Below are 24,825 nucleotides of genomic sequence, written 5' to 3' on the forward strand. Positions count from 1 at the left end.
GATCATGCGCACGCCGCCGGAGCCGCCGGCGTACGGAGGAAGGACATCCCGCGTGGAGGACGCCGTCGCGACGGTGCTGCGCCAGTGGCAGGACGTGTACCCGGACCTGGACTTCGGGCCGGTCGCCGTGATCGGCAGGCTGAACCGCTGCGCCGCGCTGCTGCAGCAGGTCACCGAGACGCCTCTGGGGCGCGAGGGCCTCACCCGCCCGGAGTACGACATCCTCATCGCCCTGCGCCGGGTCGGCGGCGAGCTGACACCGGGACGGCTGGCCCGGGAGACCTTCGCCTCGGGTGCCGCGGTCACCAAGCGGATCAAGCTGCTGGAGGAGCACGGCCTGGTCGCCCGCCGCCCGGACGGCCGCGACCGCCGGGTCTCCCACCTGCGGCTCACCGAGGAGGGCCTGGCCCTGGTCGACCGCGTGCTGCCCGAGCAGCTCGCCTACGAGACGAATCTGCTCTCCGGGCTCCCGGCCGGCCGCCGCGAGGAGCTGGCGGACATCCTCGGCGAGCTCCTGCTGCTGCTCGAAGGCCGCTTGGGAGCGCTTTCCGGGTGAAGCGGGCGGGCCGCGGACCCGCGGCACCGGCACTTCAGCGAGCGCACATCTGGCCGCTCCGCAAAGGACATGCCAAGGCAAGGCCGCGACGGGACAGATAGGGGTGTCCCCGTCCCCCTGACCAGGGAATCGCGCCATGACCGCTTCGTACGAACTCGCGCCCGTCATCGACACCCCGACCGACCGCCCCCGCTATTCGGTGAGCCTCGCCCAGGACGAGGCGGAGGTGCGGGCCGCGCAGCGACTGCGGCACCAGGTCTTCGCCGGGGAGATGGGGGCCGTGCTGGACACGCCCGAGCCGGGCCTGGACATCGACGCCCTCGACGCCTACTGCGACCACCTGCTGGTGAAGGACGACCGCACCGGCGAGGTCGTGGGCACCTACCGGCTGCTCACCCCCGCCAACGCCCGTCGCGCCGGCCGCACCTACTCCGAGTCCGAGTTCGACCTGACCCGGCTCGCCCCGATCCAGCACGACCTGGTCGAGGTCGGCCGCTCGTGCGTGCACCCCGACCACCGCGACGGCGCGGTCGTGGCGCTGATGTGGGGCGGCATCACCCGCTACATGGCGACCACCGGCCACAACTGGCTCGCCGGCTGCTGCTCGGTGCCGCTGGCCGACGGCGGTGTGCTGGCCGCGGGCGTGTGGGACCGGGTCTCCGCCAAGAACCTGGCCCCCGAGGAGTACCGGGTCGCCCCGCTGCGCCCCTGGGACCCGACGGGGATCGCCCGGCCGGCCCGCACCACGCTGCCCGCGCTGCTCCGCGGCTACCTGCGGCTGGGCGCCTGGGTGTGCGGCGAGCCCGCCCACGACCCGGAGTTCGGCGTCGCGGACCTCTTCGTCCTGCTGTCGCTGGAGCGCACCGACGAGCGCTACCTGCGCCACTTCGGCTCCATCGGCTCGCTCGGGTCCGTCTGAGATGGCGGCGGCATGGTGGTCGCCGGTCGCGCCCTGCACCCCGCAGGAGTGCGTGACCGGCGACGGTCCCGAGGTGGGGCCGGTCCGGCGGCTGCTGCGGTACGCCGCCGGGCTGGCGGTGCTGCTGACGGGCGTCGTGCTGTCCGTGCCGCTCGGCGCGCTGTGCGGTCCGGCCGGGCGGGAGCGCCTGATCCGGCTGTGGACCCGGTCCGTGGCGGCGGGCTTCGGCGTCCGCGCGCGGATCCCGGAACCGGCGCCGCGGGAGCCGGGCCGTGGCCTGCTGGTGGTCTCCAACCACGTGTCGTGGCTGGACATCCCGCTGATCGCCGCGGTCTTCCCGGGCCGCAACGTCGCCAAGCGGGAGATCCGCCACTGGCCGGTGATCGGGCGGCTGTGCGTGCGCGGCCGGACGATCTTCATCGACCGGGAGCGGATCCGCTCGCTGCCCGGCACGGTGGCCGAGGTCGCGGAGGCGCTGCGCGCCGGGGCGACGGTGGTGGCCTTCCCCGAGGGCAGCACATGGTGCGGCCGTGAGGAGGGCCGGTACCGTCCGGCGCTGTTCCAGGCCGCGCTGGACGCCGGCGCCGACGTCCAGCCGCTCCTCGTCCGCTACCGGCACGCCGACGGGACGCCGAGCACCGCGGCGGCGTTCCTCGGCGAGGACACCCTGATGGACTCGGTGCGCCGGGTGGTCGCGGCCCGCGGCCTCACGGCGGAGGTGGCCGCGCTCCCCCGGATCGCGGCGGGCTCGCTCCCGGACCGGCGCTCGCTGGCGACCGCCGCCCGGTACGCCTCCGTCGCGGCCGTCCCGCGCGCCTCCCTGCCCGCCCAGGCCGACCCGTACGAGCGGGGAACGGGTGTCCGGATCGGTACTCCCGCCCTGCAACCAAGCGACCCCGTCGTGGGTCTCCCCTAGTGAGTTCACGGTCCCCGGACCGCTCGACATTGGGGGACGCAATGCGCCATCACCTCCGCCTCGCCGCATTCGCCGCGGGGCTCGCACTCCTCGCCGGTGCCACGGCATCGGTTCCCGCCATCGCGGCAACGGCGGCCGCTCCGGCCACGACCCAGGTGGTCAACGCCAGAATGGCCGCCCACTGCACCTACGACCGTCTCGTGATCGACACCAAGGGCGCCCTGCCGCCCGTCACCGTCAAGCGCGTCAAGGAGCTGCGCTACGACGGCTCTGGCAAGAAGGTGCCGCTCGCAGGGAAGTACTTCCTGGAGATCAAGCTCTCGCCCGCCGCCGCCCACAACGACGCGGGCAGGAACGTCTACAAGGGTCCGCGGCTGACCACCCTGAAGTTCCCCAAGCTCAAGGGCTTCGCCCTGACCGGTGATTTCGAGGGCGTCGTCACCTTCGGCACGGCGTTCACGACGAAACCGACCTGGAAGACCATGCGGTTGCACCACCCCGAGCGCTTCGTGCTCGACCTGCCGCACGCCGACAGCTGCCGCTGACGGCCGATGCGGGCGGCGTCCGCCGCGGACGCCGCCGTCAGGACCGCGGCTCCGGCACGTCCGGGTCGCGGTCCGCCCGTTCCTGGCCCTCTTGTGACGGCCCTCTCGAGTCACAACAATGTGCATGCCAAAACCGAAAGAACTTCGGTCTCGAGAGGACCCCCCACATGAAACGACCTCTCAGAGGAGCCTTCGCGGCTGCCCTTGCGGCCCTCACCGCGGTCGCGACCCTCGGGTTGTCCGCCGCCCCCGCCTCGGCCACCAGCCGGGACAGTGCGGCGGCCCCGGACGCCAAGGCGGCCGTCACCGTCGACTTCGCCGGGACGGTGTCGCTCAGCAACTGCTCCGGGTCGCTGATCCGCTTCCCGGGCTCCGCGTCCACCGACCCCGCCCTGGTGCTGTCCAACGGGCACTGCCTGACCAGCGGCTTCCTCGACCCCGGCGAGGTGCTGGTCAACCAGTCGTCGACCCGCACCTTCGGCCTGCTCAACGCCTCGGGCCGCTCGGTCGCCACGCTGCGCGCCACCAAGCTCGCGTACGCGACCATGACCGACACCGACATCTCGGTCTACCAACTCAACCGCACCTACGCGCAGATCCAGTCCTCGTACGGGATCTCCGCGCTGGAGCTCTCCGCCACGCACCCGGTGCAGGGCACGGCGATCAAGGTGGTCTCCGGCTACTGGAAGACCATCTACAGCTGCAGCATCGACGGCTTCGTCCATCTGCTCAAGGAGGGCGACTGGACCTGGAAGGACTCGGTCCGCTACACCTCCTCGTGCAACACCATCGGCGGCACCTCGGGCTCACCCGTCATCGACACCACGACCGGCAAGGTCGTCGCCATCAACAACACGGGCAACGAGGACGGCGAGCGCTGCACCCTCAACAACCCCTGCGAGGTTGACGAGAACGGTACGGTCACCGTCCGCCAGGGCATCAACTACGCCGAGCAGACATACGAAATCGGCACGTGCGTCACCACCGGCAACCGGTTCGACCTCACCCTGCCGGGGTGCCGGCTTCCCAAGCCGTGACCTCGGTTCAGCGCCGGTACATCGCGTCGATCTCGGCCGCGTAGGCCTCCTCGACCGCCCGGCGCCTGAGCTTGCGCGACGGGGTCACCAGCCCCCGCTCCTCGGTGAACGAGGCGGCCAGCACGCGGAACGAGCGAATCGACTCCGCCTTCGACACCCGCGTGTTGGCCGCCGACACCGCCCGCCGCACCTCGGCCTCCAGATCCGGGTCGCGCACCAGCTCCGTCAGCCCGGCCTCGGCCTTGCCGCGCAGCCGCAGCCACTGCGCCGAGGCCCCGGCGTCCAGGGTGAGCAGGGCGGTCACGAAGGGCCGGTCGTTGCCGATGACCAGGCAGTGCTCGATCAGCGGATGCTCGCGGACCCGCTCCTCCAGGACGGCGGGGGAGAGGTTCTTGCCGCTGGTGGTGACGATGATCTCCTTCTTGCGGCCGGTGATCGTCAGATAGCCGTGCTCGTCGAGGAACCCGAGGTCGCCGGTGACCAGCCAGCCGTCCCGCAGCGTCTGTGCCGTGCCCTCCGGGTCGCCGAGGTAGCCGGAGAAGACGGCCGGCCCGCGCAGCAGGATCTCGCCCTCGTCCGAGATCCGCACCTCCGTCCCGGGCACGGGGTGGCCGACCGTGCCGTAGCGCACCCGGCCGGGCGGGTTGGCGGTGGCCGCCGAGGTGGACTCCGTGAGGCCGTAGCCCTCGTACACCGTGACCCCGGCGCCCTCGAGGAAGAGACCGAGCCGCCGTCCCATCGTGGAACCGCCGCTCACCGCGTTGCGCACCCGGCCGCCCAGCGCCTCGCGGACCTTCGCGTACACCAGCCGGTCGTGGATCCGGTGCAGCACGCGCAGCGCCGCGCTCGGGCCGGGCCCCGACCCGAGGACCCGCCGCTCGCGGGCCTCGGCGAAGCGCACCGCCACGTCGACGGCCCTGTCGAACACACCGAGGTGGCCGGCCTCCTCCGCCTTGTCGCGGGCGGCGTTGAACACCTTCTCGAAGACGTACGGCACGGCGAGCATGAAGGTCGGCCGGAACAGCGCGAGGTCGGGCAGCAGCTCCGCGGCCGACATCTCCGCCTGGTGCCCCATGCGCACCCCGGCCCGCACCGCCGCCACCTGGATCATGCGGCCGAAGACGTGGGCCAGCGGGAGGAAGAGCAGGACGGACGGCTGCTCGGAGGTGCCGGTCGCGAAGACCGGGCGCCAGCCGGCGATCAGATTGTCCGTCTGGCACATGAAGTTGGCGTGCGTGAGGACGCAGCCCCGCGGGCGTCCTGTGGTGCCCGAGGTGTAGATCACGGTGGCGACGGCGTCGGGGGTCACCGCGAGCCGGTGCCGGTGGACGACGTCCTCGGAGATCCGCTCCCCGTCCGCCGTGAGCTGCTTGACGGCCCCGGCGTCCAGCTGCCACACCCGGGTGACGGCGGGCAGCCGGTCGATCACCGTGCCCAGGGTCATGGCGTTGTCCTCGTGCTCCAGGACGCACCCGACCGCCCCGGTGTCGTGCAGGATCCAGCGCAGCTGCTCGGCGGAGGAGGTCGGGTAGACGGGGACCGGCTGCGCCCCGATGGTCCACAGCGCGAAATCGAACAGCGTCCACTCGTAGCGGGTGCGGGACATGATGCCCACCCGGTCCCCGAACCGCACGCCGTGTGCGAGCAGCCCCTTGGCGAGGGCCACCACCTCGTCCCGGAACCCGGCCGCGGTCACGTCGCGCCAGCGGCCGTCCTCCTTGCGCCCCAGCCGCACCTCGTCCGGGGCCTGCGCCGCGGTCTCGAACACCACGTCGGCGAGGCCGCCGACATGGGTGGCCGGGACCAGCGCGGGCAGACTGAATTGGCGCACGCGGGCTCCTCATGGGGGTTGGAGCGGGCGGAGATGCGTAACGTAACGGATCTCTCACGCACTGTCGGCCCACGACCGGTCACCGTCCCGCTTCTTCACCAAACCTCCCCCGGCGAGAGATCATGGATACAGGAGGTGACCTCCATGACCACCAGGATCCGACTCCACGGCGGCCCCGGGGACGGTCTCACCCTCGGCATCGCCCTGGGGGCCGGGGGGCAGCCCCCCGAGGGCATCCTGTACGACCCGCTGGCCATCAGCGTGCAGGACGCCGGGGCGCACCAGGCGTGGCCGGACAGCGCCGCGTACTACAAGCGCCTCGAGCACATGGCCGACGAGCCGTGGGACTACGAGTACGAGAGCGAGGCCACCGCTCCCTTGGAGTGACCGCCACCGGCCGCCACCGGCCGCCCAGGTCGCCGCCGCCGGCCACCGACCCGGCACGGGTGAATGCCGCCGTTTTGGCCGGGCGCCCCCGCCTCCGTAGAGTTCCGCAGGGAAACCAGTGGGAACACACGATCCAGGGAACGACGGCGGGCATGACGGCGACCGAGAACGAGCAGAGCACGGCAACGGCCCGGGAGGGCGTTCCCGGCATCGACCCGGCGCGCCTGGAGCTGTGCCTCAGCGTGCTCAGGGAGCTCGACGAGCTGCCGATCGACCATCCCGACGCGGTCACCGTGCGCAAGGCCACGGCCGGCATCTACCGGACCGTGAAGCAGCGCCGCCGGCAGGACCGGCGGGCCGCCAAGACCGCCCACGACAAGATGGTCACCGAGGCCACCGCGACCGGCTCCGCCGAGCGGATCGACGACGAGACCCAGGGGCTGCTGCCCTCCTCGTCGACGACCGGTGCGATCGCGGGCATCCTGCAGCGGCCGCGCTCCTGCTACGTGTGCAAGGGCCGCTACGTCGAGGTCGACGCCTTCTACCACCAGCTGTGCCGGGAGTGCGCGGCGTTCAACCGCGCCCGGCGCGACGCGCGCACCGACCTGACCGGCCGCCGCGCGCTGCTCACCGGCGGCCGGGCCAAGATCGGCATGTACATCGCGCTGCGGCTGCTGCGTGACGGCGCTCACACCACCGTCACCACGCGCTTCCCCGCGGACGCCATCCGGCGCTTCAAGGCGATGCCGGACAGCGACGAGTGGATCCACCGCCTCAAGATCGTGGGGATAGACCTCCGCGACCCGGCCCAGGTCGTCGCGCTCGCCGACTCGGTGGCCGCCGAGGGCCCGCTGGACATCCTGATCAACAACGCGGCGCAGACCGTGCGCCGCTCCCCGGCGGCGTACTCCGAGCTGGTGGCCGCCGAGTCCGCGCCGCTGCCCGCCGGGGCGCTGCCGGCCTCGGAGGTCTTCGGCGCCTTCGGCAGCGGCGCCCAGCCGGCCCTGCCGGCCCCGCGCGCGGAGAGCGCGGCCCGGGCCCAGCAGGTCACGGACCTGGCACTGGTGAGCGGCTCGGCCTCGCTCGCCCGGATCGAGGCCGGTACGGCGATCGACGCCGGCGGGCTGATCCCGGACCTGGACGCGGCGAACAGCTGGAGCCGGGCCGTCGGCGAGGTCGACCCGGTCGAGATGCTCGAAGTGCAGCTGTGCAACGAGACCGCGCCGTTCATCCTGGTCAGCAGGTTGCGCCCGGCGATGGCCGCGGCCGCCGCCCGCCGCAAGTACGTCGTCAACGTCTCCGCGATGGAGGGCAAGTTCAGCCGCGGCTACAAGGGCGCGGGCCATCCGCACACCAACATGGCGAAGGCCGCGCTCAACATGCTGACCCGTACCAGCGCGCGGGAGATGCTGGAGACCGACGGCATCCTCATGACCAGTGTCGACACCGGCTGGATCACCGACGAGCGGCCCCACCCGGACAAGATGCGCCTCGCCGACGAGGGCTTCCACGCCCCGCTGGACCTGATCGACGGCGCGGCCCGCGTGTACGACCCGATCGTCCGCGGCGAGCTGGGCGAGGACCTGTCCGGCGTCTTCCTGAAGGACTACGCGCCGACCGACTGGTGAGGGCCCCCAGCCGTCCCTCAGGGCCATGTGACGGCCCGTTGCGGGACAGGTGGGACAGGCGGGGCGGCCGGTCCGCGGCTACGATCGAAGCGTGGCTGAGCGCCGTTCCGCGCCCTCCGCGCCCAAGCTCGTGCTCGAGACCGACGGGGACACCCGGATCCTGGTCCCGGGTCGGGCCTACCACGTCGGTCGTGACCCCGACGGCGACGTCGTCCTCGACGACCCCCGGGTGTCCTGGCACCACGCCGTGATCCGGCCCGCCGGCGACAGCTGGATGCTGGAGGACGTCGGCAGCACCAACGGCACCTTCGTCCACGGCAGGAACGTCCGCCAGTGGGGCATCGGCCCGGGCAGCGTCATCCGCTTCGGGCACGCCGAGGAGGGGCCGTGCGCCCGCCTCAGCAGCGCCGAGGCGCCCACGGGCGTCTACCGGTCGCCGCCGATCGCCTCCCCTGCCGCGACCGGAACCTTCCGCCGGCCGACGTCGGTCCGGCCGCTGCCGGACCGCACGATCCACATCGGGCGCGCCGCCGACAACGACCTGATCGTCTCGGACCTGCTCGTCTCGCGGCACCACGCCGAACTGCGGTCGCTGCCCGAGGGCGGCTACGAGATCGTCGACCTGCACAGCCACAACGGCACCTACCTGGACGGGCAGCGCGTCGAGCGGGCCGTGGTGCACCAGGGCGACATCATCGACGTCGGCCACTCGGTGTTCCGGCTGGTCGGGGACAAGTTGCAGGAGTTCACCGACAACGGCGAGGTCTCGCTCAACGTCCGCGACCTGTCGGTGCGGGTGGACGACGGCGGCAAGGTGCTGCTGGACGACATCAGCTTCCCCGTCGGCGAGAAGTGCCTGCTGGCGGTGGTCGGGCCGAGCGGCTCCGGCAAGTCGACGCTGCTGAACGCGCTGACCGGTCTGCGACCCGCGGACGAGGGCACGGTGCTGTACGACGGTCGCGACCTCTACCGGGAGTACGCGGACCTGCGCCAGCGCATCGGCCTCGTGCCCCAGGACGACATCCTGCACCAGCAGCTGCCCGTGGGCCGCGCCCTGTCGTACGCGGCCGAGCTGCGCTTCCCCGGCGACACCGCCAAGGAGGAGCGGCAGGCCCGGGTGGACGAGGTGATCGCCGAACTGGGGCTGGAGGCCCGGGTGAAGCAGCCGGTCCACACCCTGTCCGGCGGCCAGCGCAAGCGGGTGAGCGTCGCCCTGGAACTGCTGACCAAGCCCTCGCTGCTCTTCCTGGACGAGCCGACCTCGGGTCTGGACCCGGGGATGGACCGTTCGGTGATGACGATGCTGCGCGAGCTCGCCGACGACGGCCGCACGGTCATCGTGGTGACCCACAGCGTGCTGAGCCTGGAGGTCTGCGACCGGTTGCTGGTGATGGCCCCCGGCGGACGCATGGCCTACTACGGGCCGCCCTCCAAGACCCTCCCCTTCTTCGGCTTCCGGCAGTGGCCGGAGGCTTTCGAGGCGTTCGAGAACGAGGAGAACCGCGACTGGGCCGGCCAGTACGAGGCCTCCCCGCTCTACGACGAGTACATCGCCGCGGCACTGGAGCCCGCGGAACCGCCCGCCCCCGCGGAGCTGGAACCCCTCGAACCGCCCAAGCCGCAGGGGTGGGGCGGCCAGTTGTGGACGCTGGTGCGCCGCTACGCGGCGTCGCTGGCCGCCGACCGCACCTTTCTGGCGATCATGGTGGCGCTGCCCTTCGTGATGGGCGGGATGGCACGGGCCCTGGCCGGCGGCTCGCTGGGCCGGAACAACGCGCTCAACGTGCTGCTGATCCTGTGTGTCGGCTCGGTGCTCACCGGGGCCGCGAACGCGGTCCGCGAACTGGTCAAGGAACGCGTGATCTACCAGCGGGAGCGGGCCGTTGGACTGTCCCGCTCGGCGTATCTGTGCTCCAAGATCGTGGTACTGGGAGTGATCACGATCGTCCAGGCGGTGCTGCTGACGATGGTCGCCCTCATCGGCGTGCGTCTCAGACCCCAGGGCGGCAGCGGGGTGCTCTTCCCTCCGCTGCTGGAGATCACGATGGCGGTGGCACTGCTGGCCTTCACCTCGATGATGCTCGGGCTGATGATCTCGGCTCTGGTGCGCAAGGAGGAGGTGACCATGCCGCTGCTGGTGCTGGTCGCCATCGTGCAGGTCGTCTTCTGCGGCGCCCTGCTGCCCCTGCGCGGCGTGCCGGGTCTGGAGCAGCTGTCCTGGCTGGTGCCCTCGCGCTGGGCGCTGGGGGCGATGGCCGCGACGCTGGACCTGCATGCCTTCACACCCAGCAATGTGACGTCGGACCCGCTCTTCCGGCCCGTGCCCTCGATGTGGCTGCTCGACATGGGCATGCTCGTGGTGCTGTCGGCGGCCTTCGGCTTCGTCGTGGTCAGGCTGCTGCGGCAGCACGAGCCGGCCGTCATGCGGAGGTAGGCCTGATGTACGAGCCGGAGTTCGTCCCCACCCATGTCGCCCCGGCGGGCGGACTGCCCACCTGGCAGGCCCCGGACGACTCGAGCCCCTCCGCCGGCCTGGACCCCCTGCTGCCGGTGCGGGTGACCGAGCACCGGGGCGACTGGGCGCGGATCGTGTGCTCCAACGGCTGGTCCGCGTGGGTGGACGGGCGGCTGCTGATCACGGTGCCGCAGGGTCCCCCGGCGGTGGGCGGGTCCCCGGCGCGCACGGCGGACGCGCGGCCGCTGCTGGGCCGGCTGGTGGAGGCACTGGAGTCCTACCGGGCCATGGTGCAGGACGTCGCGGCCGGGCGGATCGACCTGGAGACCTTCACCCGGGGAACGACCGGGGTGCGCATCGGCGCCGTCGTGGACGGCGACGCGGTCTGGCTCTTCGACGCCGAGCACGACCGCTGGTGCTTCTGCGACGGCGCACGCATGGCGACGTACGCCACCGCGCAACCGCCCTCGATGCCACCGGGGGAGCCTCACGGAGAGCCGCAGCGGGAGCCCTTCGGGCAGCCGCCGCGGGACGGCGACTCGTCACCGACCGAGACCCGCCCGATCACCTGGACGGGTGAGGCCTGACCTCCGGCTCCTGCGCACCGCAGCCCGCGGCGGTCACCGCTCCTGACCGGCGGGCCGCGCGTCGCGCCGCCGCGCCAGGAGGCGCACGGCCATGCTGCCGAGCAGCCCGGCCGCCACGCCCCACAGCGCCGCGATGCCGATCGCGGGGAGCAGGTTCGGGAGCAGCACGATGGACCCGCCGAGGCCCCCGGTGTCCGCGGGATCGCCGATACCGAACAGCGACAGGCCGTAGTGGGCGTCGATCCGGGTGAGCACACCGATCAGCAGCATGGCCACCGCGGACGCCACGGCCAGGTGGACCGCGTTGCGGACGTGCCCGGTGCCCGGCGGGGCGCGCCGGGCGGTGGCCCAGCCGGCGCCGGTCATGGCGACGACCGCGGCGGCCACCAGCCACCACGCCCGGCTGTCGTGCTCGGAGAGCGACGCGAGGTCGAGGGTGACGTCGCCGTCCCCGGTGCGGAGCACGGCGGCCAGCGCCTCCGGCATCGGCACGCCGAGCGCCCCCTCCACGCTGCCGTGCCACGAGGCGCCCATGCCGAGGCCAAGGGCGATCCAGGCCACGTTCGGCAGGCCGAGGAACACGACGGCCAGGGTGTTGGCCGGCTCCGCACGCGTGGAGGCGGTGATGACGGCGATCACGGCGCCGACGACCACGTAGGCCAGCAGGACGCCCACCATGGCGCGGGCGGCCGGGCGTACCGTCGTGTGCACGGGCACCAGCCGGGACGGCAGGGGCGCGCTCCGTGACACGGCGAAGGCCAGGAGGAGGACGACGGCCAGCCACAGCAGGCCCGCGACGACCGTGACCGGCACGTCGGCGCGGAAGCCGACGGTCGGGGTGACCCCGAGCAGGGCACCGATGTCGTTGAGGAAGTCCTCACCCGTGGAGATGGTGAACGTGTGCCGGGCGCCGAGGGCGATCAGCAGCGTGGCGAGGGCCCACAGCACGCCCGTCCGGACGAAGAGCCACAGCAGCCGGTCACCGGCGACCACCGCGTGCCGGCGCAGTGGCCGCACGACCACGTACGCCGTGACGAGGGCCCCGGCGAGGGCGACCGACAGCGGCACGAGGGTCACCGCCGCGTCCGACTGGGCGATGGCCCCGGCGCCGCCCTCCAGCGTGACGCGGCCACCGACGGCCATGACCACGGTCGCGGCGATGACGGGGAGGAAGGCGCCCTGCGGCAGCCCGGAGGCCCCCGCGAGCCACAGGCCCAGTGCCGCCACGACCGCCATGACGGCGTACCCGGCGACGACCGCGGCCAGGGCGTGCAGCCAGCCGTGGACAAATCCCGGGGCGGGGTGCGGGGCGGAGGGCGGATGCCGGGTCACGGTGTCAGGCTAAGCAGCCCGGCCACAGGCCGCCCGTCCGGAATGCCCCGGCTTGCGACTCCCTCGGCACGCGGACGGACAATGCGGGAGTGACGTCACCGCCGCCCCACGAGCCACCCGGAGCCCCCGACCCCGGCCCGGACCCGCCCGCACACACGCACGCGCACGCGCGCCGGCCGTGGTGGAAGTCGAGCGCCGGGCTGTCGGCGCTCGCGGCGCTGGGCGCCGCGGCGCTCGTCCTGGCGGTCTTCCTGGCCACGCGGGGCGGTGGGGGCGGCGGCACGGCCACGCCGGGGCGGAGCCCGTCACCGGCCCGGCCGCCGGTCGTGCTCCAGCCGGCGGAGGTGGCCGGCATGGACGCCTTCACCTCGGGCACGGCCCGGGAGTTCCTGCCCTCGGACGCCCCGGCGCCGGCTCTGAGCCCCCGGCCCTCCGCCGCGTACGGGGCGCCGAGCGTCTCCGGCGCCACCCGCGCGCTCTACGGCGGCACCAAGGGCATGGCGTCCTGCGACGTCGCCGAGCAGGCCGAGTACCTGACCGAGGTCCCCGACAAGGCGGCCGCGTTCGCCCGTGCCGCGGGCGTCGACACCGACGGGGTCGCGCGGTACCTGAAGTCCCTCACCCCCGTGCTGCTGCGCGCCGACACCCGGGTCACCGACCACGGTTTCAAGGACGGCTCCGCGACCGCCTTCGCCGCGGTGCTGGAGACCGGCACGGCGGTGCTCGCCGACGACCGCGGCGTGCCCAGGGTGCGCTGTGCGGGCGGCAATCCGCTCTCCGCGCCGAAGGCGACCGGCAGCAGTCCCGGCTACACCGGGCAGCCGTGGCCCGGCTTCCGGGCTTCGGAGGTGGTCGCGGTGCGCCCGGCCGCGAAGCCGCGGCAGTCGTTCGTCCTCCATGACGCGGGCCACGGCGCCCTGTTCCGCCGCCCGGTGGGCACGACGGGCGCCGAGGACCGCTGGGTGACCAGGCCGACGCGAACGCCGGCGGCCACGCCGGCTGCCTCCGGTGAGGCCGCGGGGAAGGGCGCGCGGTAGGGATCGGGACCGGCCACGAAGGGACCGGCCCCGCCCGGGAAAGGCGAGGCGCCGCCGGGCTCCGGCGCCCGGGCTTGAGCCTCCAGCGGCTGGAAGGTCCAGACTCGGCTGCATGAGCGACGACCAGGAGCTGCTCACCATCGGGCGGCTCTCCCGCCGCACCGGCATGCCGGTGCGCACCATCCGCTACTGGTCCGACATCGGCGCGCTGCCGCCGGCCGGGCGCAGCCACGGCGGATACCGGCAGTACGACGCGGAGTCGGTGGCCCGGCTGGAGCTGATCCGCACGCTGCGGGAGCTCGGGCTCGGCCTGGAGGACGTGCGCCGGGTGCTGGAGCGGGAGACCACGGTCGCGGCCGTCGCCGCCGTCCACGTGGAGGCACTGGACGCGCAGATCAGGACGCTGCTGCTGCGCCGAGCGGTGCTGAGCACCGTGGCGAAGCGGCGGTCCGACACCGAGGAGATGACCCTGTTGAACAAGCTGGCCCGGCTCTCCGCCGAAGAACGGCGCCGTATCGTCGAGGACTTCGTCGAGGAGGTCTTCGAAGGGCTCGACGCCGACCCCGACATCAAGGAGCGGATGCGGAGCACCCCCGCCGATCTGCCCGACGACCCGACGCCCGAGCAGGTGGACGCCTGGGTCGAACTCGCCGAGCTGGTCCGCGACCCGGACTTCCGCCGCCATATGCGCACCGTCGTGGAGGGGAACGCGGCGCAGCGCCCGGCACCGGGGACGTCGGTGTGGTTCGCCCGCAAGGTCGTCGGCCTGGTGGGGCCGGCCCGTGAACGCGGCATCGCCCCGGACGCGCCGGAGGCGGAGGGGGTGCTCACCGAGCTGCTGGGCCCGGACGCCGACCGCGCCGCCGTGCTGGCCAGGCTTGAGGCGGGGCTGGACGACCGCGCGGAGCGCTACCGGCAACTGCTGGGCGTGCTGAGCGGCGAGGGGCCCCGCCCCACCCACGTGGCCGAATTCGGATGGCTGGCCGAGGCCCTCAGGGCGCGCGTCTGAACGACGCCCGCCCGCTCAGGAGTGCTCCTGCAGGCGCGGACCGTACATGTCGAGCATCCGGGCCCGGGCCGAGCCCAGCCGCTGCGCGATGGTCTGGGCGGCGGCCAGCACGATCGCCTGCCCGAGCACCGGGTTGTCGCGGCACAGGTCGCGGATCTCGGCGGCGCCGAACTCGTAGGCGCCCACCGAACCCAGCGCGTGGGCGCCGACCTGCCAGCGGTAGGGAGGGAACAGCCAGGACCAGCCGATGAGTTCGCCCGGGCCGAGGGTCTCCACCGAGACGGCGCCGCGGCCGGGCACGTCCATGTCGATGGAGACCGCGCCCGACTCGACCACCCAGAACCGGTCGGCGAATCTTCCCTCGTCGCAGATGCGCCAGCTCTGGGGGAAGCTCACCTTCTTGGCGTGCTCCAGGAAGGCCCTGCGATGGGCCGGCGGGAGTGAGTCCAGCATGGTCACCGTACTGCTCATCGGCGCATCCTCCTGCTCCCTTCCACGCCCCCTGACCTCAGGGTACGGTCACGGACCGGCCGTCGCAGGGAGGTGACCGGCCAACCAGTCACGCGCCAGGTGCGCCACTTCGTCGAGCGCTCCGGGCTCCTCGAACAGATGGGTCGCCCCGGGCACCACGTGCAGCAGGCTGGGGCACGTGAGGGCTTCCTGGGCGCGCTGGTTCAGCTCCAGGACGGTGGTGTCCCGCCCGCCGACGATCAGCAGGGTGGGCGCCCGGACGTCGCCGAGCCGGGGCAGTGCCAGGTCGGGGCGGCCGCCCCGGGACACCACCGAGGAGACGTACGGGGCGGCCCGGGGATCGGCGGCGGCCCACAGCGCGGCGGCCGCGCCGGTGCTGGCCCCGAAGTAGGCGAGCGGCAGGTTCTCCCGGCGGGCCCACTCCGACACGTCGACCAGGCGGGCGGCCAGCAGCTCGATGTCGAAGACATTGGCCCGGTCCGCCTCCTCGGCGGGGGTGAGCAGGTCGAACAGGAGAGTGCCGAGCCCGGCCTGGTTGAGGGCGGCCGCCACGGCCCGGTTGCGGGGGCTGTGCCGGCTGCTGCCGGTGCCGTGGGCGAAGATCACCAGGGCTCGCGCGTCGGCGGGCATGGTGAGCGTCCCGGCGAGCCGGGCGGCGGTCGCACCGCCCCCCGCGAGCTCCACCTCGGTGCTCCGCGGTCCCCGGGCGGCGGCCTGTTTCAGCAGCCCGGAGACCTCGTCGTCGCCGGTCTGGGAGAAGTCGTGGTACCACTCCCCCACCGCGAAGAAGGCGCTCGGCGCCGACAGGCACACCACGTCGTCGGCGGCGTGCCGCAGGGCGGGCATCGCCTGCGGCGAGGCCACCGGGACGGCGAGCACGACCCGGGCCGCGCCCTGGGCCCGGGCCACCTCGCAGGCGGCCAGGGCGGTGGCGCCGGTGGCGACCCCGTCGTCGACGACGACGACCGTACGGCCGGCCAGGGCGGTGCGCGGACGCCCCTCGCGGAAGCGGTGCGCCTGCCTTGCCAGCTCGGCCTCCTCGCGGTGCTCGACGGCGTCGATGTCGGCGTGGGAGACATGGCTCATCTGGACGATGTCGTCACTGAGCACCTTGGCGCCGCCCTCGCCGATGGCGCCGAAGCCCAGTTCCCGGTGGTAGGGCACACCGAGTTTGCGGACGACGATCACGTCCAGGGGAGCGTGCAGGGCCTGCGCCACCTCGTAGGCGACGACCACGCCGCCGCGCGGCAGGCCGAGCACGATGGGATTGTCGAAGTCCAGATGCCGCAGCCGCTCGGCGAGCTGCCGTCCGGCATCCGCGCGGTCTGTGAAGTGCATGGTTCCACCCCCGCGAGCGGGAGATGCGGGACTTCTTACGACCTACCCTGAATAGTGTCCAGCAAGCAATCGGCAGGGACCACGCGATGCCCGTGCTCGTCGGAACCTCGGGGTGGCAGTACAGGGACTGGCGTGGCGTCCTGTATCCGCCGGAGGTGCCGCAACGGCTGTGGCTGGAGGAGTACGCGCGGCACTTCCGCACCGTCGAGAGCAACAACGCCTTCTACCGCCTGCCGTCCCGGGAGCTCTTCGCGGCCTGGCGCGGGCAGACGCCCGAGGGCTTCGTGATGGCGGTCAAGGCGAGCCGCTACCTGACCCACATGAAGCGGCTGCGCGATCCGGAGGAGCCGGTGCGGCGGCTGCTGGCGCACGCCGAGGGCCTCGGCGACCGGCTGGGGCCGGTGCTGCTGCAGTTGCCGCCGAATCTGCGGGCAGACGCCCGCGTCCTGGAGACCTGCCTGCGCTGCTTCCCGGAGAGCGTGCGGGTCGCCGTCGAGCCCCGGCACGCCTCGTGGTGGACCCCCGAGATCCGCGCCCTGCTCAAGCGCCGCGGCGCCGCGCTGTGCTGGGCCGACTGGCGGGCGCGCCCGGCAACGCCGCTGTGGCGCACCGCGGACTGGGGCTACGTGCGCTTCCATGAGGGCATCGCCCGGCCGTGGCCCCGCTACGGTCCCCGGGCGCTGACCACCTGGGCACACCGCATCGCGGACACCTGGCCGGAGGACTCCGACGTGTTTGTGTACTTCAACAACGACCCCGGCGGGGCGGCGGTCCTGGACGCCGACGCCTTCGGCGAGGCGGTCCACCGGGCGTGGCCGTCGTGATCCGGCGGCGGGTGGTCGTCACCGGCGACGTACAGGGCGTGTACTTCCGGGACACCTGCCGCATGACGGCGAACGAGCTCGGTGCGGCGGGCTGGGTCCGCAACCGGCCGGACGGCAGGGTCGAGGCGGTCTTCGAGGGCGCGGAGGAGGCGGTGGAGCGGATGGTGGCCTGGGCCCACGAGGGCTCCCCGCTGTCCATCGTCGACCGCGTGGAGGTCGTCGAGGAGAGGCCGGAGGGCCTCACCGGCTTCGAGATCCGTCCCACTCCCTGGCGCGACTGACGGCCCCCCGCCACGGCGGCGTCCACGGGCGGCGCGAACCGGTCGGCCGTGTCCACCGGCTGCCAGCCCGGGCAGGCATCCCCACCGCTTCCCCGGGCGGGGCGCTCAGCCATGACGTCGCAGACTCTCGCGGTCGACCGGGGGAAGGTACTCCCGCACCAGGCTGCGGTCCCACCAGGCGCCGGTGGCGCGCAGGGTGCGCCAGTCGGTGAAGCGGTAGTGGTAGAGACGGGCGCGGACGTAGGTGGGCGGGGCGTGCGGGAAGGGGTTGGTGCGCAGCAGCCGGAGCGTGCGGGGGTCGTTCTCCAAGAGCTTGCCGACGAACGGGATGAACCAGGCCCACGCGTAGGCGGAGGAGATCCCGGCGAACCACATCAGCCAGTCCAGGCGCAGGTGGTACGGGGCGAACTGGCGGGGCAGACGGCGGCGGTCGGTGGGCTTGCCCTTGAAGCCGTACTCCTTCCAGACCGTGTCGGGGCCGATCGCGGCGGCGTCGGTGCCCTCCACGACGACCTCGAGGCGGATCCGGTTGATGCTGCCGAAGGCGCCGTAGGAGTTGACCAGGTGCAGGCGGTTGAAGGAGACGTTCATCATCTGGCCGCGGGAGAGCAGGTTGCGGGCGGGCCAGTAGCTGAGGGCGGCGACGAGGGCGGTGGCGGCGATCACCAGGGCCGCGTACCAGGCGGGCGGGGCGACGGACGCGGCGGGCGGCGGCGCGGCGACGCGGGAGCCGTCGAGCGCGGCGACGGCGAGGACGACCGTCAGCCAGTTCAGCCAAGCGAAGTTGCCGGAGAGCACGAGCCACAGCTGGGTGACGATGACGACGCAGGCGGCGATGCTCGCCACCGGCTGCGGGGTGAACAGGGCGACGGGTACGACCAGCTGCGCGAAGTGGTTGGCGGCGGTCTCGACGCGGTGCACGCCGCGCGGCAGGTGGTGGAAGAACCAGCTGAGCGGGCCGGGCATGGGCTGTGTCTCGTGGTGGTAGTACAGGCAGGTCAGATCACGCCAGCAGGCGTCACCCCGCATCTTGATCAGGCCGGCGCCGAACTCGACGCGGAAGAGCAGCCAGCGCATGAGCCACAGGACCAGCACCGGCGGCCCGGTCTCGTCGTTGCCGAGGAAGACCGCCAGGAAGCCGGCCTCCAGCAGCAGGGACTCCCAGCCGAACGCGTACCAGGTCTGCCCGACGTTGACGATCGACAGGTACAGCAGCCACAGCACCGCCCACAGCGACATCGAGGCCCCCAGCGGCACGAGATCGGCCGCACCCGCCACGACCGCGGCTGACAGCGCCGCCCCGCCCCACGCGACGACCGCGAAGAGACGGTCGGAGTAGCGGAACTGGAACAGGCTCGGCGCGTGGCGGAAGGGCACGCGCCGCAGGAAGTGCGGGACCGGCAGCAGTCCGTGCTCGCCGATGAGGGCGCGGAACTGGTTGGCGGCGGTGAGGAAGGCGACCAGGTAGAGCACGCCCAGCCCGCGCTGGATGGCCACACGGCTCAGCCAGTAGTCCGGTGCGGTGAACCACTCCATGGCGGCTTCTCCAGTGCCCCGCCGGGGTGTCCGCGACCCGGCGGGGCGGTGGCGGAGCGGGGTTCATCCGATGGGACGCGCTCGGCGCGCGCTACTGGTGGTCGCTGACGAGGGAGAGCAGGCCGCCCTCCGGGTCGCGGATGCCCGCGACCCGGCCGTAGGCGCTGTCGAGGGGTTCTCCGGTGACCTCGCCGCCGAGGTCCTTGGCGCGCCGGACGGCCTCGTCGACGTCGACGACGGTGAAGAAGACGTGCCAGCGGGGCCGGACCTTGGGGTCGGCCGCCGCCTCGACGCCGCCGCCGCGGATCCCCGCGACGCTGTGCCCGTCGACGTAGAGCACGACACGGTCGTTCTCCCACTCGACGACGTAGCGGGGGCCGCGCCGGTCCCAGTGGAAGACCTCGCCGTAGAACATGGCCGCGGCGAAGGCGTCGCGGGTGCGCAGCTCGATCCAGGAGGGGGCTCCGTGCATCCGCAGCTTGCGGGCGGGGCCGTGCTCACCCTCCCAGATCCCGAAGGAGGCGCCCATGGAGTCGGCGACCAGGGCGAGCCGTCCGGCGTCGAAGTCCAGCGGGCCGACCGCCACCGTGCCCCCGCGGTCGCGGATGTCGGCGGCGGTGGCGTCGGCGCTCTCCACCCCGAAGTACGTGGTCCAGTTGACCGAGGTCTCCCAGTCCCGGGCGATCGCCCCGATGCCGGCGACCTCGGTGCCGTTCACCAGCGCCCGTTCGTACGGGCCCCAGCGCGAGGGCCCGGGTTCGAACTCCCAGCCGAGCAGCGGTCCGTAGAACGCCTTCGCCACGTCCAGGTCGCGTGCCATCAGGCTGACCCAGCACGGGGCGCCCGCCACACAGCAGATCTTCGTGGTGGACACGTACCGGCCTCCTTGTCCTGCCCCGTTCCCAGAATGGCGGCAGCGGGTCCGGGAGGCATCTTCGGCGGTCCGTCGTACGTACGGGCGGGCGTCCCGCGCGGTCCGGGCGTCTCAGTGGCCGAAGAGGTGCATGCCCCGGCGGCGCGCGGACGCCCTGGGGGTCTTCGTGGTCGTGACCGTGTCGTCGGCGGTCTCGGTGGCGACGGCCGGGGCGGTGGCGTCGGGCGCCGCCTCGGCGGCGCGGGCCCGGCGGCGCAGGTGGCGCAGTTCCGCGCGGCGGCTGCGCTCGCGTCCGGCGCCGGCCAGCGCGATGACCGCGGCCAGGCAGAACACCAGGGCGAGCGCGAGACCGGCGAGGAACGCGCCGAGGGTGTTGACGGTGCCGACGTCCGAGCCGAACAGCGTCACGGTGTAGTCGGGTCCTCCGCCGAGGTTCTCCGCGATCAGAAGTCCGGTGAAGGCGGCGGTGGCGCCCATGAGCACGAGTCCCAGCAGCAGCATCGTGTCCTCCTCGATGTCCAGGCCGTGGTGCGGGGGGCGGTCACGATGCGCCTACCCCGGGTACGGTCACGGATGCGTACGGCCGTCCTTGCGCAGGAAGCGGCGCAGCCGGGTGAGCGGCCAGGCGTTGACGACGTCGTCCTCGGTGAGCCAGCCCCGCTGGGCCGTGCCGACGCCGTAGCGCATGAAATCCAGGTGCAGGGTGGAGTGGGCGTCGCTGTCGACGGCGAACCGCACACCGTGCCGGCGGGCCCGCAGGATGAGTTCGTCGTTCAGGTCGAGCCGGTCGGGCTGGGCGTTGACCTCCAGCGCGGTGCCGGTGCGGGCGCAGGCGGCGAAGACCTCGTCGAGGTCGGCGTCGATGCCGGGGCGCCTGCCCAGCAGCCGGGTGGTGGGGTGGCCGATTATGTTGACGTAGGGGTTCTCCGCGGCGCGGACCAGACGCCGGGTGAGGGCGTCACGCCCCTGGTTGAAGTGGGAGTGGATCGAGGCCACGCACAGGTCGAAGCCGGCCAGGAACTCGTCCGGCCAGTCCACGCCCCCTTCGGGATCGATGTTGAGTTCGGTGCCGTGCAGTACGCGCATGCCCTTGTGGGCGCGGTCGAGGCGACGTGCCTGGTCGCGCTGGGCGAGGATCTTCTCGTCGGTCATGCGCTGCATGTACAGGTTCGGCGCGTGGTCGGTGACCGCGTAGTAGGCGTAGCCGCGTGCCGCCGCGGCGACGACCATCTCCTCCAGGCCGGCGAGGCCGTCGGTGAGGTCGGTGTGGGTGTGCAGGTCGCCGCGGACGGCGCGCTCGGTGACCGGGTCGGGCAGCTCCCCGGCCAGGCCTGCCCGGATCTCGCCCCGGTCCTCGCGCAGCGTGGGCGGTATCCAGGGCAGACCCAGCCGGGCGTAGACCTCCTCCTCGGTGCGGGAGACGATCCGCTCGCCGGTCGCGGTGTCGAAGAGCCCGTACTCGGAGAGCTTGAGCCCGTGGTGGACGGCCATCTCGCGGGTGCGGATGTTGTGTGCCTTGGAGCCGGTGAAGTACTGCAGGGCGGCGCCCCAGGAGTCGGGCGGCACGACCCTCAGATCGATCTGGAGGCCCTTGGTGGTGCGGATCGAGGTCTTCTTCGAGCCCTGTGCGATGACCTCGGCGGTGGACGGCATCCGGGTGAACGCCTCCATGAACGGCCCGGACTTCTCGGCGGCCACGAGGACGTCGACGTCGCCGACCGTCTCCCGCATGCGGCGCAGCGATCCGGCGTAGGCGCAGCGCTCGCAGCCGGGGAGCGCGGACATCACCGCGACGACCTCCTCGGCGACCTCCATGGCGACGTTCAGCGGGACCCGGCCGCCCGAGGACCGCAGCAGGCCGATGCCGTGCAGGATGTTCTCCTCGGTCCGGGCGCCGAAGCCGGGCAGGTCGCGCAGCCGCTCCTGGTGGATGGCGTCGGCGAGCTCCTGCACCGAGGCGATGTGCAGCTCCTTGTAGAGCATCATGGCCCGCTTGGGTCCCAGCATCGGGATCGCGGTCATCTCCCGTACGCCCGCGGGGATGCGGGCGCGCAGTTCCTCTACGGCGGGGACGGCGCCGGTGCGCAGGTACTCGGTGACCTTCTCGGCCACGGACTTCCCCACGTTGGGTATCTTCCGCAGCTCCTTGTCGTCGAGCCGCGAGACGTCCTCGTGGTAGCCGCCGATGGCGCGGGCGGCCTTCTCATAGGCGCGCGCCTTGTAGGCGTCGCCGCCGGTGATCTGGATGAGGTCGGCGTACTCCCGGAGCAGGGCTTCGACCTCGTCGTTGGCCCTGGCCATGTGGTGCCCCTTCCCGGGGCGCGCCGTGGGCTAACGCCGCGGCCGCGTCCTTCCCCTCGCGGCGGGCCGGGCGATGAGGCACCGTGGAGGGGCGGAACCACCCGTCCCACCGATCCAGGGAGGCCCCATGTCCGACCACACGTACCGGGTGACCGAGATCGTCGGCTCGTCGAGTGAGGGCGTGGACGCCGCCATCCGCAACGGCCTCAGCCGGGCCTCGGAGACCCTGCGCAACCTCGACTGGTTCGAGGTGACGCAGATCCGCGGTCACTTCGCGGACGGGCAGGTCGGGCACTTCCAGGTCGGCCTGAAGGTCGGCTTCCGGATCGAGGAGAGCGGCTGACCGGCCGACCGGCCGGGACTGTCGTACCCGTCGGGCAGCATGGACCCACCGGTGCGGGCACCGGGCAGGCCGCTTCGACGGGAGAGACATCATGGTCGCGTTCCAGCTCACGATCGACTGCGCGGACCCCGAGGCGCAGGCGCGCTTCTGGGCGGACGCGCTGCGCTACAGACTCGAGGACGCGCCCGAGGGCTTTCCCACCTGGCGGGAGTACTGGCTGAGCATCGGCGTGCCCGAGGAGGAGCTCGGCGACAGGGACTGCTGCGACTCGATCGTGGACCCGGAGGGTGACGGCCCGCGGATCTGGTTCCAGCAGGTGCCCGAGGGCAAAACGGTCAAGAACCGGCTCCACCTCGACGTCAAGGTGGGCGGCAGGCGGGCCGAGGTGCCGCTGGAGACCCGCAGGGAACGGGTGGAGGCCGAGGTCGGCCGCCTGGTCGCGGCGGGTGCCGCCCGGCAGCGCGTGCTCTCGGAGCCCGGTGCGGACCACTACGCGGTGGTGCTGCACGACCCGGAGGGCAACGAGTTCTGCGTGGTGTAGCCGGAAACGCCCGGTCGGGTGCGCGGGAGCCGGGCCCGGGTCCCGCGGGTCACCTTGCCGGCCCAATACGACACATGGCCACCGCGTAGCGGCGGTCAGACGCGCTCCGGGACGACGATCCGGAGGAACGGCACGAGCGCGGCCGCCGTGACCACCGCGACACGTCTCGGGGAACACTGCGGCGGAATCCGGCGTGCTCCCGGAGCGCGGTCCCGACCCGGTCCGGGTCGCCCTGAACGTCAACGGGGGAACATCTGGCGGTCAACGCCGGCGGCGGCGCCAGATGTGGCGGGTGATCAGGGCCGCGATCGCCAGGGCGGCAGCGATCAGGACGTAGAGCTGGAAGCGGGTGAGCCAGGCGTAGATGGGGCCGAGGCGGGTGCCGGCGGCGTAGCCGAGGCAGGCCCAGACACCGACCCAGAGGATCGCGCCGAGGGTGTTGAAGAGCAGGAAGCGCCACCAGAGCATGCCGGCGGTGCCCGCGATGATGCCGTTGGTCTGGCGCAGGACGTCGACGAAGCGGGCGAGGAGGACGACGAGATCGCCGCGCCGGGCGAAGAACTCCTCGCCGCGCAGGAAGCGTTCGGGGGTGAGCAGGACGTAGCGGCCCCAGCGGTGGACGAAGGCGCGGCCGCCGCTGCGGCCGATGAGGTAGCCGAGGAAGTCGCCCGCGACGGCCGCGACGACGGCGACCGCGATGACGCCGGCGATGTCCATCCGCCCGGTGCCTGCGTAGGCGGCCGCGACGACGAGGACGGTCTGCCCGGGGACGGGGATGCCGCCGTTGTCGAGCAGCACGAGGACGCCGACGGCGAGGTAGCCCCAGTCGTCGAGGAGCGGGGTCAGGTGCGCGAGGGGCCCGGGGAGCGGTGGCGGGGTGGTGGCCATCACCGTGCCGTCACGGCTCGGTGACCGTCAGGTTGTCGCCGGTGGCCGGGTCGAAGACGTGGGCCCGGGAGGTGTCCAGCCACAGCCGGACGCGTTCGCCCTCGCGGGCCCGGGTCCGGGCCGAGAGCCGGGCGACGATCTCGGGAGCGCCGGCGCCGGTGTCGGCGAGGCCGGAGTCGGCGGCCAGTTCGGCCAGCTGGTCCGCGGCGGCCGCGCCGCCCTCCTGGGCGAAGTGGACGTAGACGTCGGAGCCGAGCGACTCCCGGACGTCGACGGTGACGGCGAAGTCTGCGCCGCCGCGGCCCGGGTCGACGAGTTCGGCGTCCTCGAAGTCCTCGGGCCGGAAACCGGCGATGAGCTCGCGCGGCGCCTGCCGGCGTGCCAGGTCCGCACGCGTGCGGTCGTCGAGCGGCAGGTCGCCCAGCGGGGTGCGCAGCCGGTCCTCCTCCAGAGTGGCCGGCAGGAAGTTCATCGCGGGCGAGCCGATGAACCCGGCGACGAAGAGGTTGCGCGGCCGGTCGTACAGCTCCTGCGGCGAACCGGTCTGCTGGACGACGCCGCCGCGCAGGACGACGACCCGGTCGCCGAGGGTCATGGCCTCGGTCTGGTCGTGGGTGACGTACACCGTGGTCGTGCCGAGGCGCCGTTGGAGCCGGGCGATCTGGGTGCGCATCTGGACCCGGAGCTTGGCGTCGAGGTTGGACAGCGGCTCGTCCATCAGGAAGGCCTTGGGTTCACGGACGATGGCCCGGCCCATCGCGACGCGCTGCCGCTGGCCGCCCGAGAGGTTGGCGGGCTTGCGGTCGAGGTGGGCCGTGAGGTCGAGGATGCGTGCGGCCTCCTCCACCTTCGTCTTGATGACGGGCTTGTCGACTCCGGCCAGGCGCAGGGCGAAGCCCATGTTCTGCCGCACGGTCATGTGCGGGTAGAGGGCGTAGCTCTGGAAGACCATGGCGATGTCGCGGTCCTTGGGGGCCTTGTCGTTGACCACCCGGCCGCCGATGCGGAGGGTGCCCTCGGTGATGTCCTCCAGTCCGGCGATCATGTTCAGGGTGGTGGACTTGCCGCAGCCGGACGGGCCGACGAGGATCACGAACTCGCCGTCGGCGATGGCGAGGCTGACGTCGCGGACGGCCACGGCGCCGTCGGGATAGCGCTTGGTGACGCCCTCAAGGGTGATCTCGGCCAT

The 24,825-nt window shown here is 73.0% G+C and carries 25 protein-coding genes; 15 read left to right on the forward strand and 10 right to left on the reverse strand.

Annotated elements, in window-relative coordinates; genetic code table 11:
• The first annotated feature begins 4 nt into the window (after nucleotides 1–4).
• From ACWDAS_RS12160 to ACWDAS_RS12180, 5 genes are all read left to right on the forward strand, one after another.
• Nucleotides 5–556: a MarR family winged helix-turn-helix transcriptional regulator gene (locus ACWDAS_RS12160; RefSeq protein ID WP_450389230.1), complete on the forward strand. Its 552-nt coding sequence runs from the start codon at nucleotides 5–7 to the stop codon at nucleotides 554–556.
• 136 nt (nucleotides 557–692) lie between these two features.
• On the forward strand, nucleotides 693–1,475 hold the full coding sequence (locus tag ACWDAS_RS12165; protein WP_450388920.1) for a GNAT family N-acetyltransferase: 783 nt from the start codon (nucleotides 693–695) through the stop codon (nucleotides 1,473–1,475).
• A 52-nt stretch (nucleotides 1,476–1,527) separates the two neighbouring features.
• Nucleotides 1,528–2,391 carry a lysophospholipid acyltransferase family protein gene (locus tag ACWDAS_RS12170; RefSeq protein WP_450388922.1) on the forward strand — a complete coding sequence of 288 codons (864 nt, stop codon included), beginning with the start codon at nucleotides 1,528–1,530 and terminating at the stop codon, nucleotides 2,389–2,391.
• Between the two features lie 41 nt (nucleotides 2,392–2,432).
• Nucleotides 2,433–2,936: an AMIN-like domain-containing (lipo)protein gene (locus ACWDAS_RS12175; RefSeq protein WP_450388924.1), complete on the forward strand. Its 504-nt coding sequence runs from the start codon at nucleotides 2,433–2,435 to the stop codon at nucleotides 2,934–2,936.
• 167 nt (nucleotides 2,937–3,103) lie between these two features.
• Nucleotides 3,104–3,973 (forward strand): S1 family peptidase, encoded by an 870-nt coding sequence (locus ACWDAS_RS12180; RefSeq protein ID WP_450388926.1) that lies wholly within the window; start codon nucleotides 3,104–3,106, stop codon nucleotides 3,971–3,973.
• 7 nt (nucleotides 3,974–3,980) lie between these two features.
• On the opposite strand, the gene ACWDAS_RS12185 is transcribed toward ACWDAS_RS12180, so the two are convergent.
• Entirely contained in the window at nucleotides 3,981–5,804 is a 1,824-nt protein-coding gene (locus tag ACWDAS_RS12185) for an AMP-dependent synthetase/ligase (protein WP_450388928.1), read from the reverse strand.
• A gap of 144 nt (nucleotides 5,805–5,948) precedes the next feature.
• Here ACWDAS_RS12185 and ACWDAS_RS12190 point away from each other — a divergent pair, with 144 nt between their 5' ends.
• The 4 genes from ACWDAS_RS12190 (at nucleotide 5,949) to ACWDAS_RS12205 (ending at nucleotide 10,861) form a co-directional block, all read left to right on the forward strand.
• Nucleotides 5,949–6,191, forward strand: a complete 243-nt coding sequence (locus ACWDAS_RS12190) for a hypothetical protein (RefSeq protein WP_018560355.1) — start codon at nucleotides 5,949–5,951, stop codon at nucleotides 6,189–6,191.
• A gap of 152 nt (nucleotides 6,192–6,343) precedes the next feature.
• Complete coding sequence (locus tag ACWDAS_RS12195) at nucleotides 6,344–7,819, forward strand: SDR family NAD(P)-dependent oxidoreductase (RefSeq protein ID WP_450388930.1); 1,476 nt, start codon at nucleotides 6,344–6,346, stop codon at nucleotides 7,817–7,819.
• Nucleotides 7,820–7,910: 91 nt separating this feature from the next.
• Nucleotides 7,911–10,253, forward strand: coding sequence for an FHA domain-containing protein (locus ACWDAS_RS12200; protein WP_450388932.1), 2,343 nt, complete (start codon nucleotides 7,911–7,913; stop codon nucleotides 10,251–10,253).
• 5 nt (nucleotides 10,254–10,258) lie between these two features.
• Entirely contained in the window at nucleotides 10,259–10,861 is a 603-nt protein-coding gene (locus tag ACWDAS_RS12205; RefSeq protein ID WP_450388933.1) for a hypothetical protein, read from the forward strand.
• A gap of 33 nt (nucleotides 10,862–10,894) precedes the next feature.
• Here the strand turns inward: ACWDAS_RS12205 and ACWDAS_RS12210 are convergent, their stop codons facing one another.
• A complete protein-coding gene (locus ACWDAS_RS12210) occupies nucleotides 10,895–12,193 on the reverse strand; it encodes a streptophobe family protein (protein ID WP_450388935.1) in 1,299 nt (432 codons plus the stop codon).
• An 89-nt stretch (nucleotides 12,194–12,282) separates the two neighbouring features.
• Between ACWDAS_RS12210 and ACWDAS_RS12215 the strand changes: the two genes are divergently transcribed.
• Together ACWDAS_RS12215 and ACWDAS_RS12220 are read left to right on the forward strand one after the other, a co-directional pair.
• A complete protein-coding gene (locus ACWDAS_RS12215) occupies nucleotides 12,283–13,230 on the forward strand; it encodes a DUF6777 domain-containing protein (protein WP_450388937.1) in 948 nt (315 codons plus the stop codon).
• A 112-nt stretch (nucleotides 13,231–13,342) separates the two neighbouring features.
• A complete protein-coding gene (locus tag ACWDAS_RS12220; RefSeq protein WP_450388938.1) occupies nucleotides 13,343–14,239 on the forward strand; it encodes a MerR family transcriptional regulator in 897 nt (298 codons plus the stop codon).
• Between the two features lie 15 nt (nucleotides 14,240–14,254).
• On the opposite strand, the gene ACWDAS_RS12225 is transcribed toward ACWDAS_RS12220, so the two are convergent.
• Nucleotides 14,255–14,710, reverse strand: coding sequence for a Crp/Fnr family transcriptional regulator (locus tag ACWDAS_RS12225; protein ID WP_450388940.1), 456 nt, complete (start codon nucleotides 14,708–14,710; stop codon nucleotides 14,255–14,257).
• A gap of 48 nt (nucleotides 14,711–14,758) precedes the next feature.
• Nucleotides 14,759–16,048 (reverse strand): alpha/beta family hydrolase, encoded by a 1,290-nt coding sequence (locus ACWDAS_RS12230; RefSeq protein WP_450388942.1) that lies wholly within the window; start codon nucleotides 16,046–16,048, stop codon nucleotides 14,759–14,761.
• An 86-nt stretch (nucleotides 16,049–16,134) separates the two neighbouring features.
• On the opposite strand from ACWDAS_RS12230, the gene ACWDAS_RS12235 reads away from it, so the two are divergent.
• Both ACWDAS_RS12235 and ACWDAS_RS12240 read left to right on the forward strand, forming a co-directional pair.
• The gene (locus ACWDAS_RS12235) at nucleotides 16,135–16,872 is read left to right on the forward strand and encodes a DUF72 domain-containing protein (protein WP_450388944.1); all 738 of its coding nucleotides are present in this window, start codon (nucleotides 16,135–16,137) and stop codon (nucleotides 16,870–16,872) included.
• Nucleotides 16,869–17,153 carry an acylphosphatase gene (locus tag ACWDAS_RS12240; protein WP_450389232.1) on the forward strand — a complete coding sequence of 95 codons (285 nt, stop codon included), beginning with the start codon at nucleotides 16,869–16,871 and terminating at the stop codon, nucleotides 17,151–17,153. The genes ACWDAS_RS12235 and ACWDAS_RS12240 overlap by 4 nt, the downstream gene beginning before the upstream one ends.
• A 105-nt stretch (nucleotides 17,154–17,258) precedes the next feature.
• Here the strand turns inward: ACWDAS_RS12240 and ACWDAS_RS12245 are convergent, their stop codons facing one another.
• The 4 genes from ACWDAS_RS12245 to polX all read right to left on the reverse strand — a co-directional run bounded on the left by ACWDAS_RS12245 (nucleotide 17,259) and on the right by polX (nucleotide 21,864).
• Complete coding sequence (locus ACWDAS_RS12245) at nucleotides 17,259–18,689, reverse strand: lipase maturation factor family protein (RefSeq protein ID WP_450388946.1); 1,431 nt, start codon at nucleotides 18,687–18,689, stop codon at nucleotides 17,259–17,261.
• A gap of 91 nt (nucleotides 18,690–18,780) precedes the next feature.
• The gene (locus ACWDAS_RS12250) at nucleotides 18,781–19,563 is read right to left on the reverse strand and encodes a VOC family protein (protein ID WP_450388948.1); all 783 of its coding nucleotides are present in this window, start codon (nucleotides 19,561–19,563) and stop codon (nucleotides 18,781–18,783) included.
• Between the two features lie 111 nt (nucleotides 19,564–19,674).
• The gene (locus ACWDAS_RS12255) at nucleotides 19,675–20,064 is read right to left on the reverse strand and encodes a hypothetical protein (protein WP_450388950.1); all 390 of its coding nucleotides are present in this window, start codon (nucleotides 20,062–20,064) and stop codon (nucleotides 19,675–19,677) included.
• Nucleotides 20,065–20,130: 66 nt separating this feature from the next.
• Nucleotides 20,131–21,864, reverse strand: coding sequence for a DNA polymerase/3'-5' exonuclease PolX (polX, locus tag ACWDAS_RS12260; RefSeq protein WP_450388952.1), 1,734 nt, complete (start codon nucleotides 21,862–21,864; stop codon nucleotides 20,131–20,133).
• 127 nt (nucleotides 21,865–21,991) lie between these two features.
• Here polX and ACWDAS_RS12265 point away from each other — a divergent pair, with 127 nt between their 5' ends.
• Together ACWDAS_RS12265 and ACWDAS_RS12270 are read left to right on the forward strand one after the other, a co-directional pair.
• Complete coding sequence (locus ACWDAS_RS12265) at nucleotides 21,992–22,207, forward strand: dodecin (RefSeq protein ID WP_450388954.1); 216 nt, start codon at nucleotides 21,992–21,994, stop codon at nucleotides 22,205–22,207.
• Nucleotides 22,208–22,298: 91 nt separating this feature from the next.
• Complete coding sequence (locus ACWDAS_RS12270; protein ID WP_450388955.1) at nucleotides 22,299–22,748, forward strand: VOC family protein; 450 nt, start codon at nucleotides 22,299–22,301, stop codon at nucleotides 22,746–22,748.
• A gap of 261 nt (nucleotides 22,749–23,009) precedes the next feature.
• Here the strand turns inward: ACWDAS_RS12270 and ACWDAS_RS12275 are convergent, their stop codons facing one another.
• Together ACWDAS_RS12275 and ACWDAS_RS12280 are read right to left on the reverse strand one after the other, a co-directional pair.
• Nucleotides 23,010–23,636: a DedA family protein gene (locus ACWDAS_RS12275; RefSeq protein ID WP_450388957.1), complete on the reverse strand. Its 627-nt coding sequence runs from the start codon at nucleotides 23,634–23,636 to the stop codon at nucleotides 23,010–23,012.
• A 10-nt stretch (nucleotides 23,637–23,646) separates the two neighbouring features.
• Nucleotides 23,647–24,825, reverse strand: coding sequence for an ABC transporter ATP-binding protein (locus ACWDAS_RS12280; protein ID WP_450388959.1), 1,179 nt, complete (start codon nucleotides 24,823–24,825; stop codon nucleotides 23,647–23,649).

The organism is Streptomyces sp. NPDC001070 (assembly GCF_053598835.1).

Bases quoted from the DNA above. Each gene is read 5' to 3' on its own strand.
- ACWDAS_RS12160 (WP_450389230.1), top strand. From the start codon at position 5: ATGCGCACGCCGCCGGAGCCGCCGGCGTACGGAGGAAGGACATCCCGC.
- ACWDAS_RS12165 (WP_450388920.1), top strand. From the start codon at position 693: ATGACCGCTTCGTACGAACTCGCGCCCGTCATCGACACCCCGACCGAC.
- ACWDAS_RS12175 (WP_450388924.1), top strand. From the start codon at position 2,433: ATGCGCCATCACCTCCGCCTCGCCGCATTCGCCGCGGGGCTCGCACTC.
- ACWDAS_RS12180 (WP_450388926.1), top strand. From the start codon at position 3,104: ATGAAACGACCTCTCAGAGGAGCCTTCGCGGCTGCCCTTGCGGCCCTC.
- ACWDAS_RS12190 (WP_018560355.1), top strand. From the start codon at position 5,949: ATGACCACCAGGATCCGACTCCACGGCGGCCCCGGGGACGGTCTCACC.
- ACWDAS_RS12195 (WP_450388930.1), top strand. From the start codon at position 6,344: ATGACGGCGACCGAGAACGAGCAGAGCACGGCAACGGCCCGGGAGGGC.
- ACWDAS_RS12205 (WP_450388933.1), top strand. From the start codon at position 10,259: ATGTACGAGCCGGAGTTCGTCCCCACCCATGTCGCCCCGGCGGGCGGA.
- ACWDAS_RS12220 (WP_450388938.1), top strand. From the start codon at position 13,343: ATGAGCGACGACCAGGAGCTGCTCACCATCGGGCGGCTCTCCCGCCGC.
- ACWDAS_RS12225 (WP_450388940.1), bottom strand. From the start codon at position 14,710: ATGAGCAGTACGGTGACCATGCTGGACTCACTCCCGCCGGCCCATCGC.
- ACWDAS_RS12230 (WP_450388942.1), bottom strand. From the start codon at position 16,048: ATGCACTTCACAGACCGCGCGGATGCCGGACGGCAGCTCGCCGAGCGG.
- ACWDAS_RS12235 (WP_450388944.1), top strand. From the start codon at position 16,135: ATGCCCGTGCTCGTCGGAACCTCGGGGTGGCAGTACAGGGACTGGCGT.
- ACWDAS_RS12245 (WP_450388946.1), bottom strand. From the start codon at position 18,689: ATGGAGTGGTTCACCGCACCGGACTACTGGCTGAGCCGTGTGGCCATC.
- ACWDAS_RS12255 (WP_450388950.1), bottom strand. From the start codon at position 20,064: ATGCTGCTGCTGGGACTCGTGCTCATGGGCGCCACCGCCGCCTTCACC.
- polX (WP_450388952.1), bottom strand. From the start codon at position 21,864: ATGGCCAGGGCCAACGACGAGGTCGAAGCCCTGCTCCGGGAGTACGCC.
- ACWDAS_RS12265 (WP_450388954.1), top strand. From the start codon at position 21,992: ATGTCCGACCACACGTACCGGGTGACCGAGATCGTCGGCTCGTCGAGT.
- ACWDAS_RS12270 (WP_450388955.1), top strand. From the start codon at position 22,299: ATGGTCGCGTTCCAGCTCACGATCGACTGCGCGGACCCCGAGGCGCAG.
- ACWDAS_RS12275 (WP_450388957.1), bottom strand. From the start codon at position 23,636: ATGGCCACCACCCCGCCACCGCTCCCCGGGCCCCTCGCGCACCTGACC.
- ACWDAS_RS12280 (WP_450388959.1), bottom strand. From the start codon at position 24,825: ATGGCCGAGATCACCCTTGAGGGCGTCACCAAGCGCTATCCCGACGGC.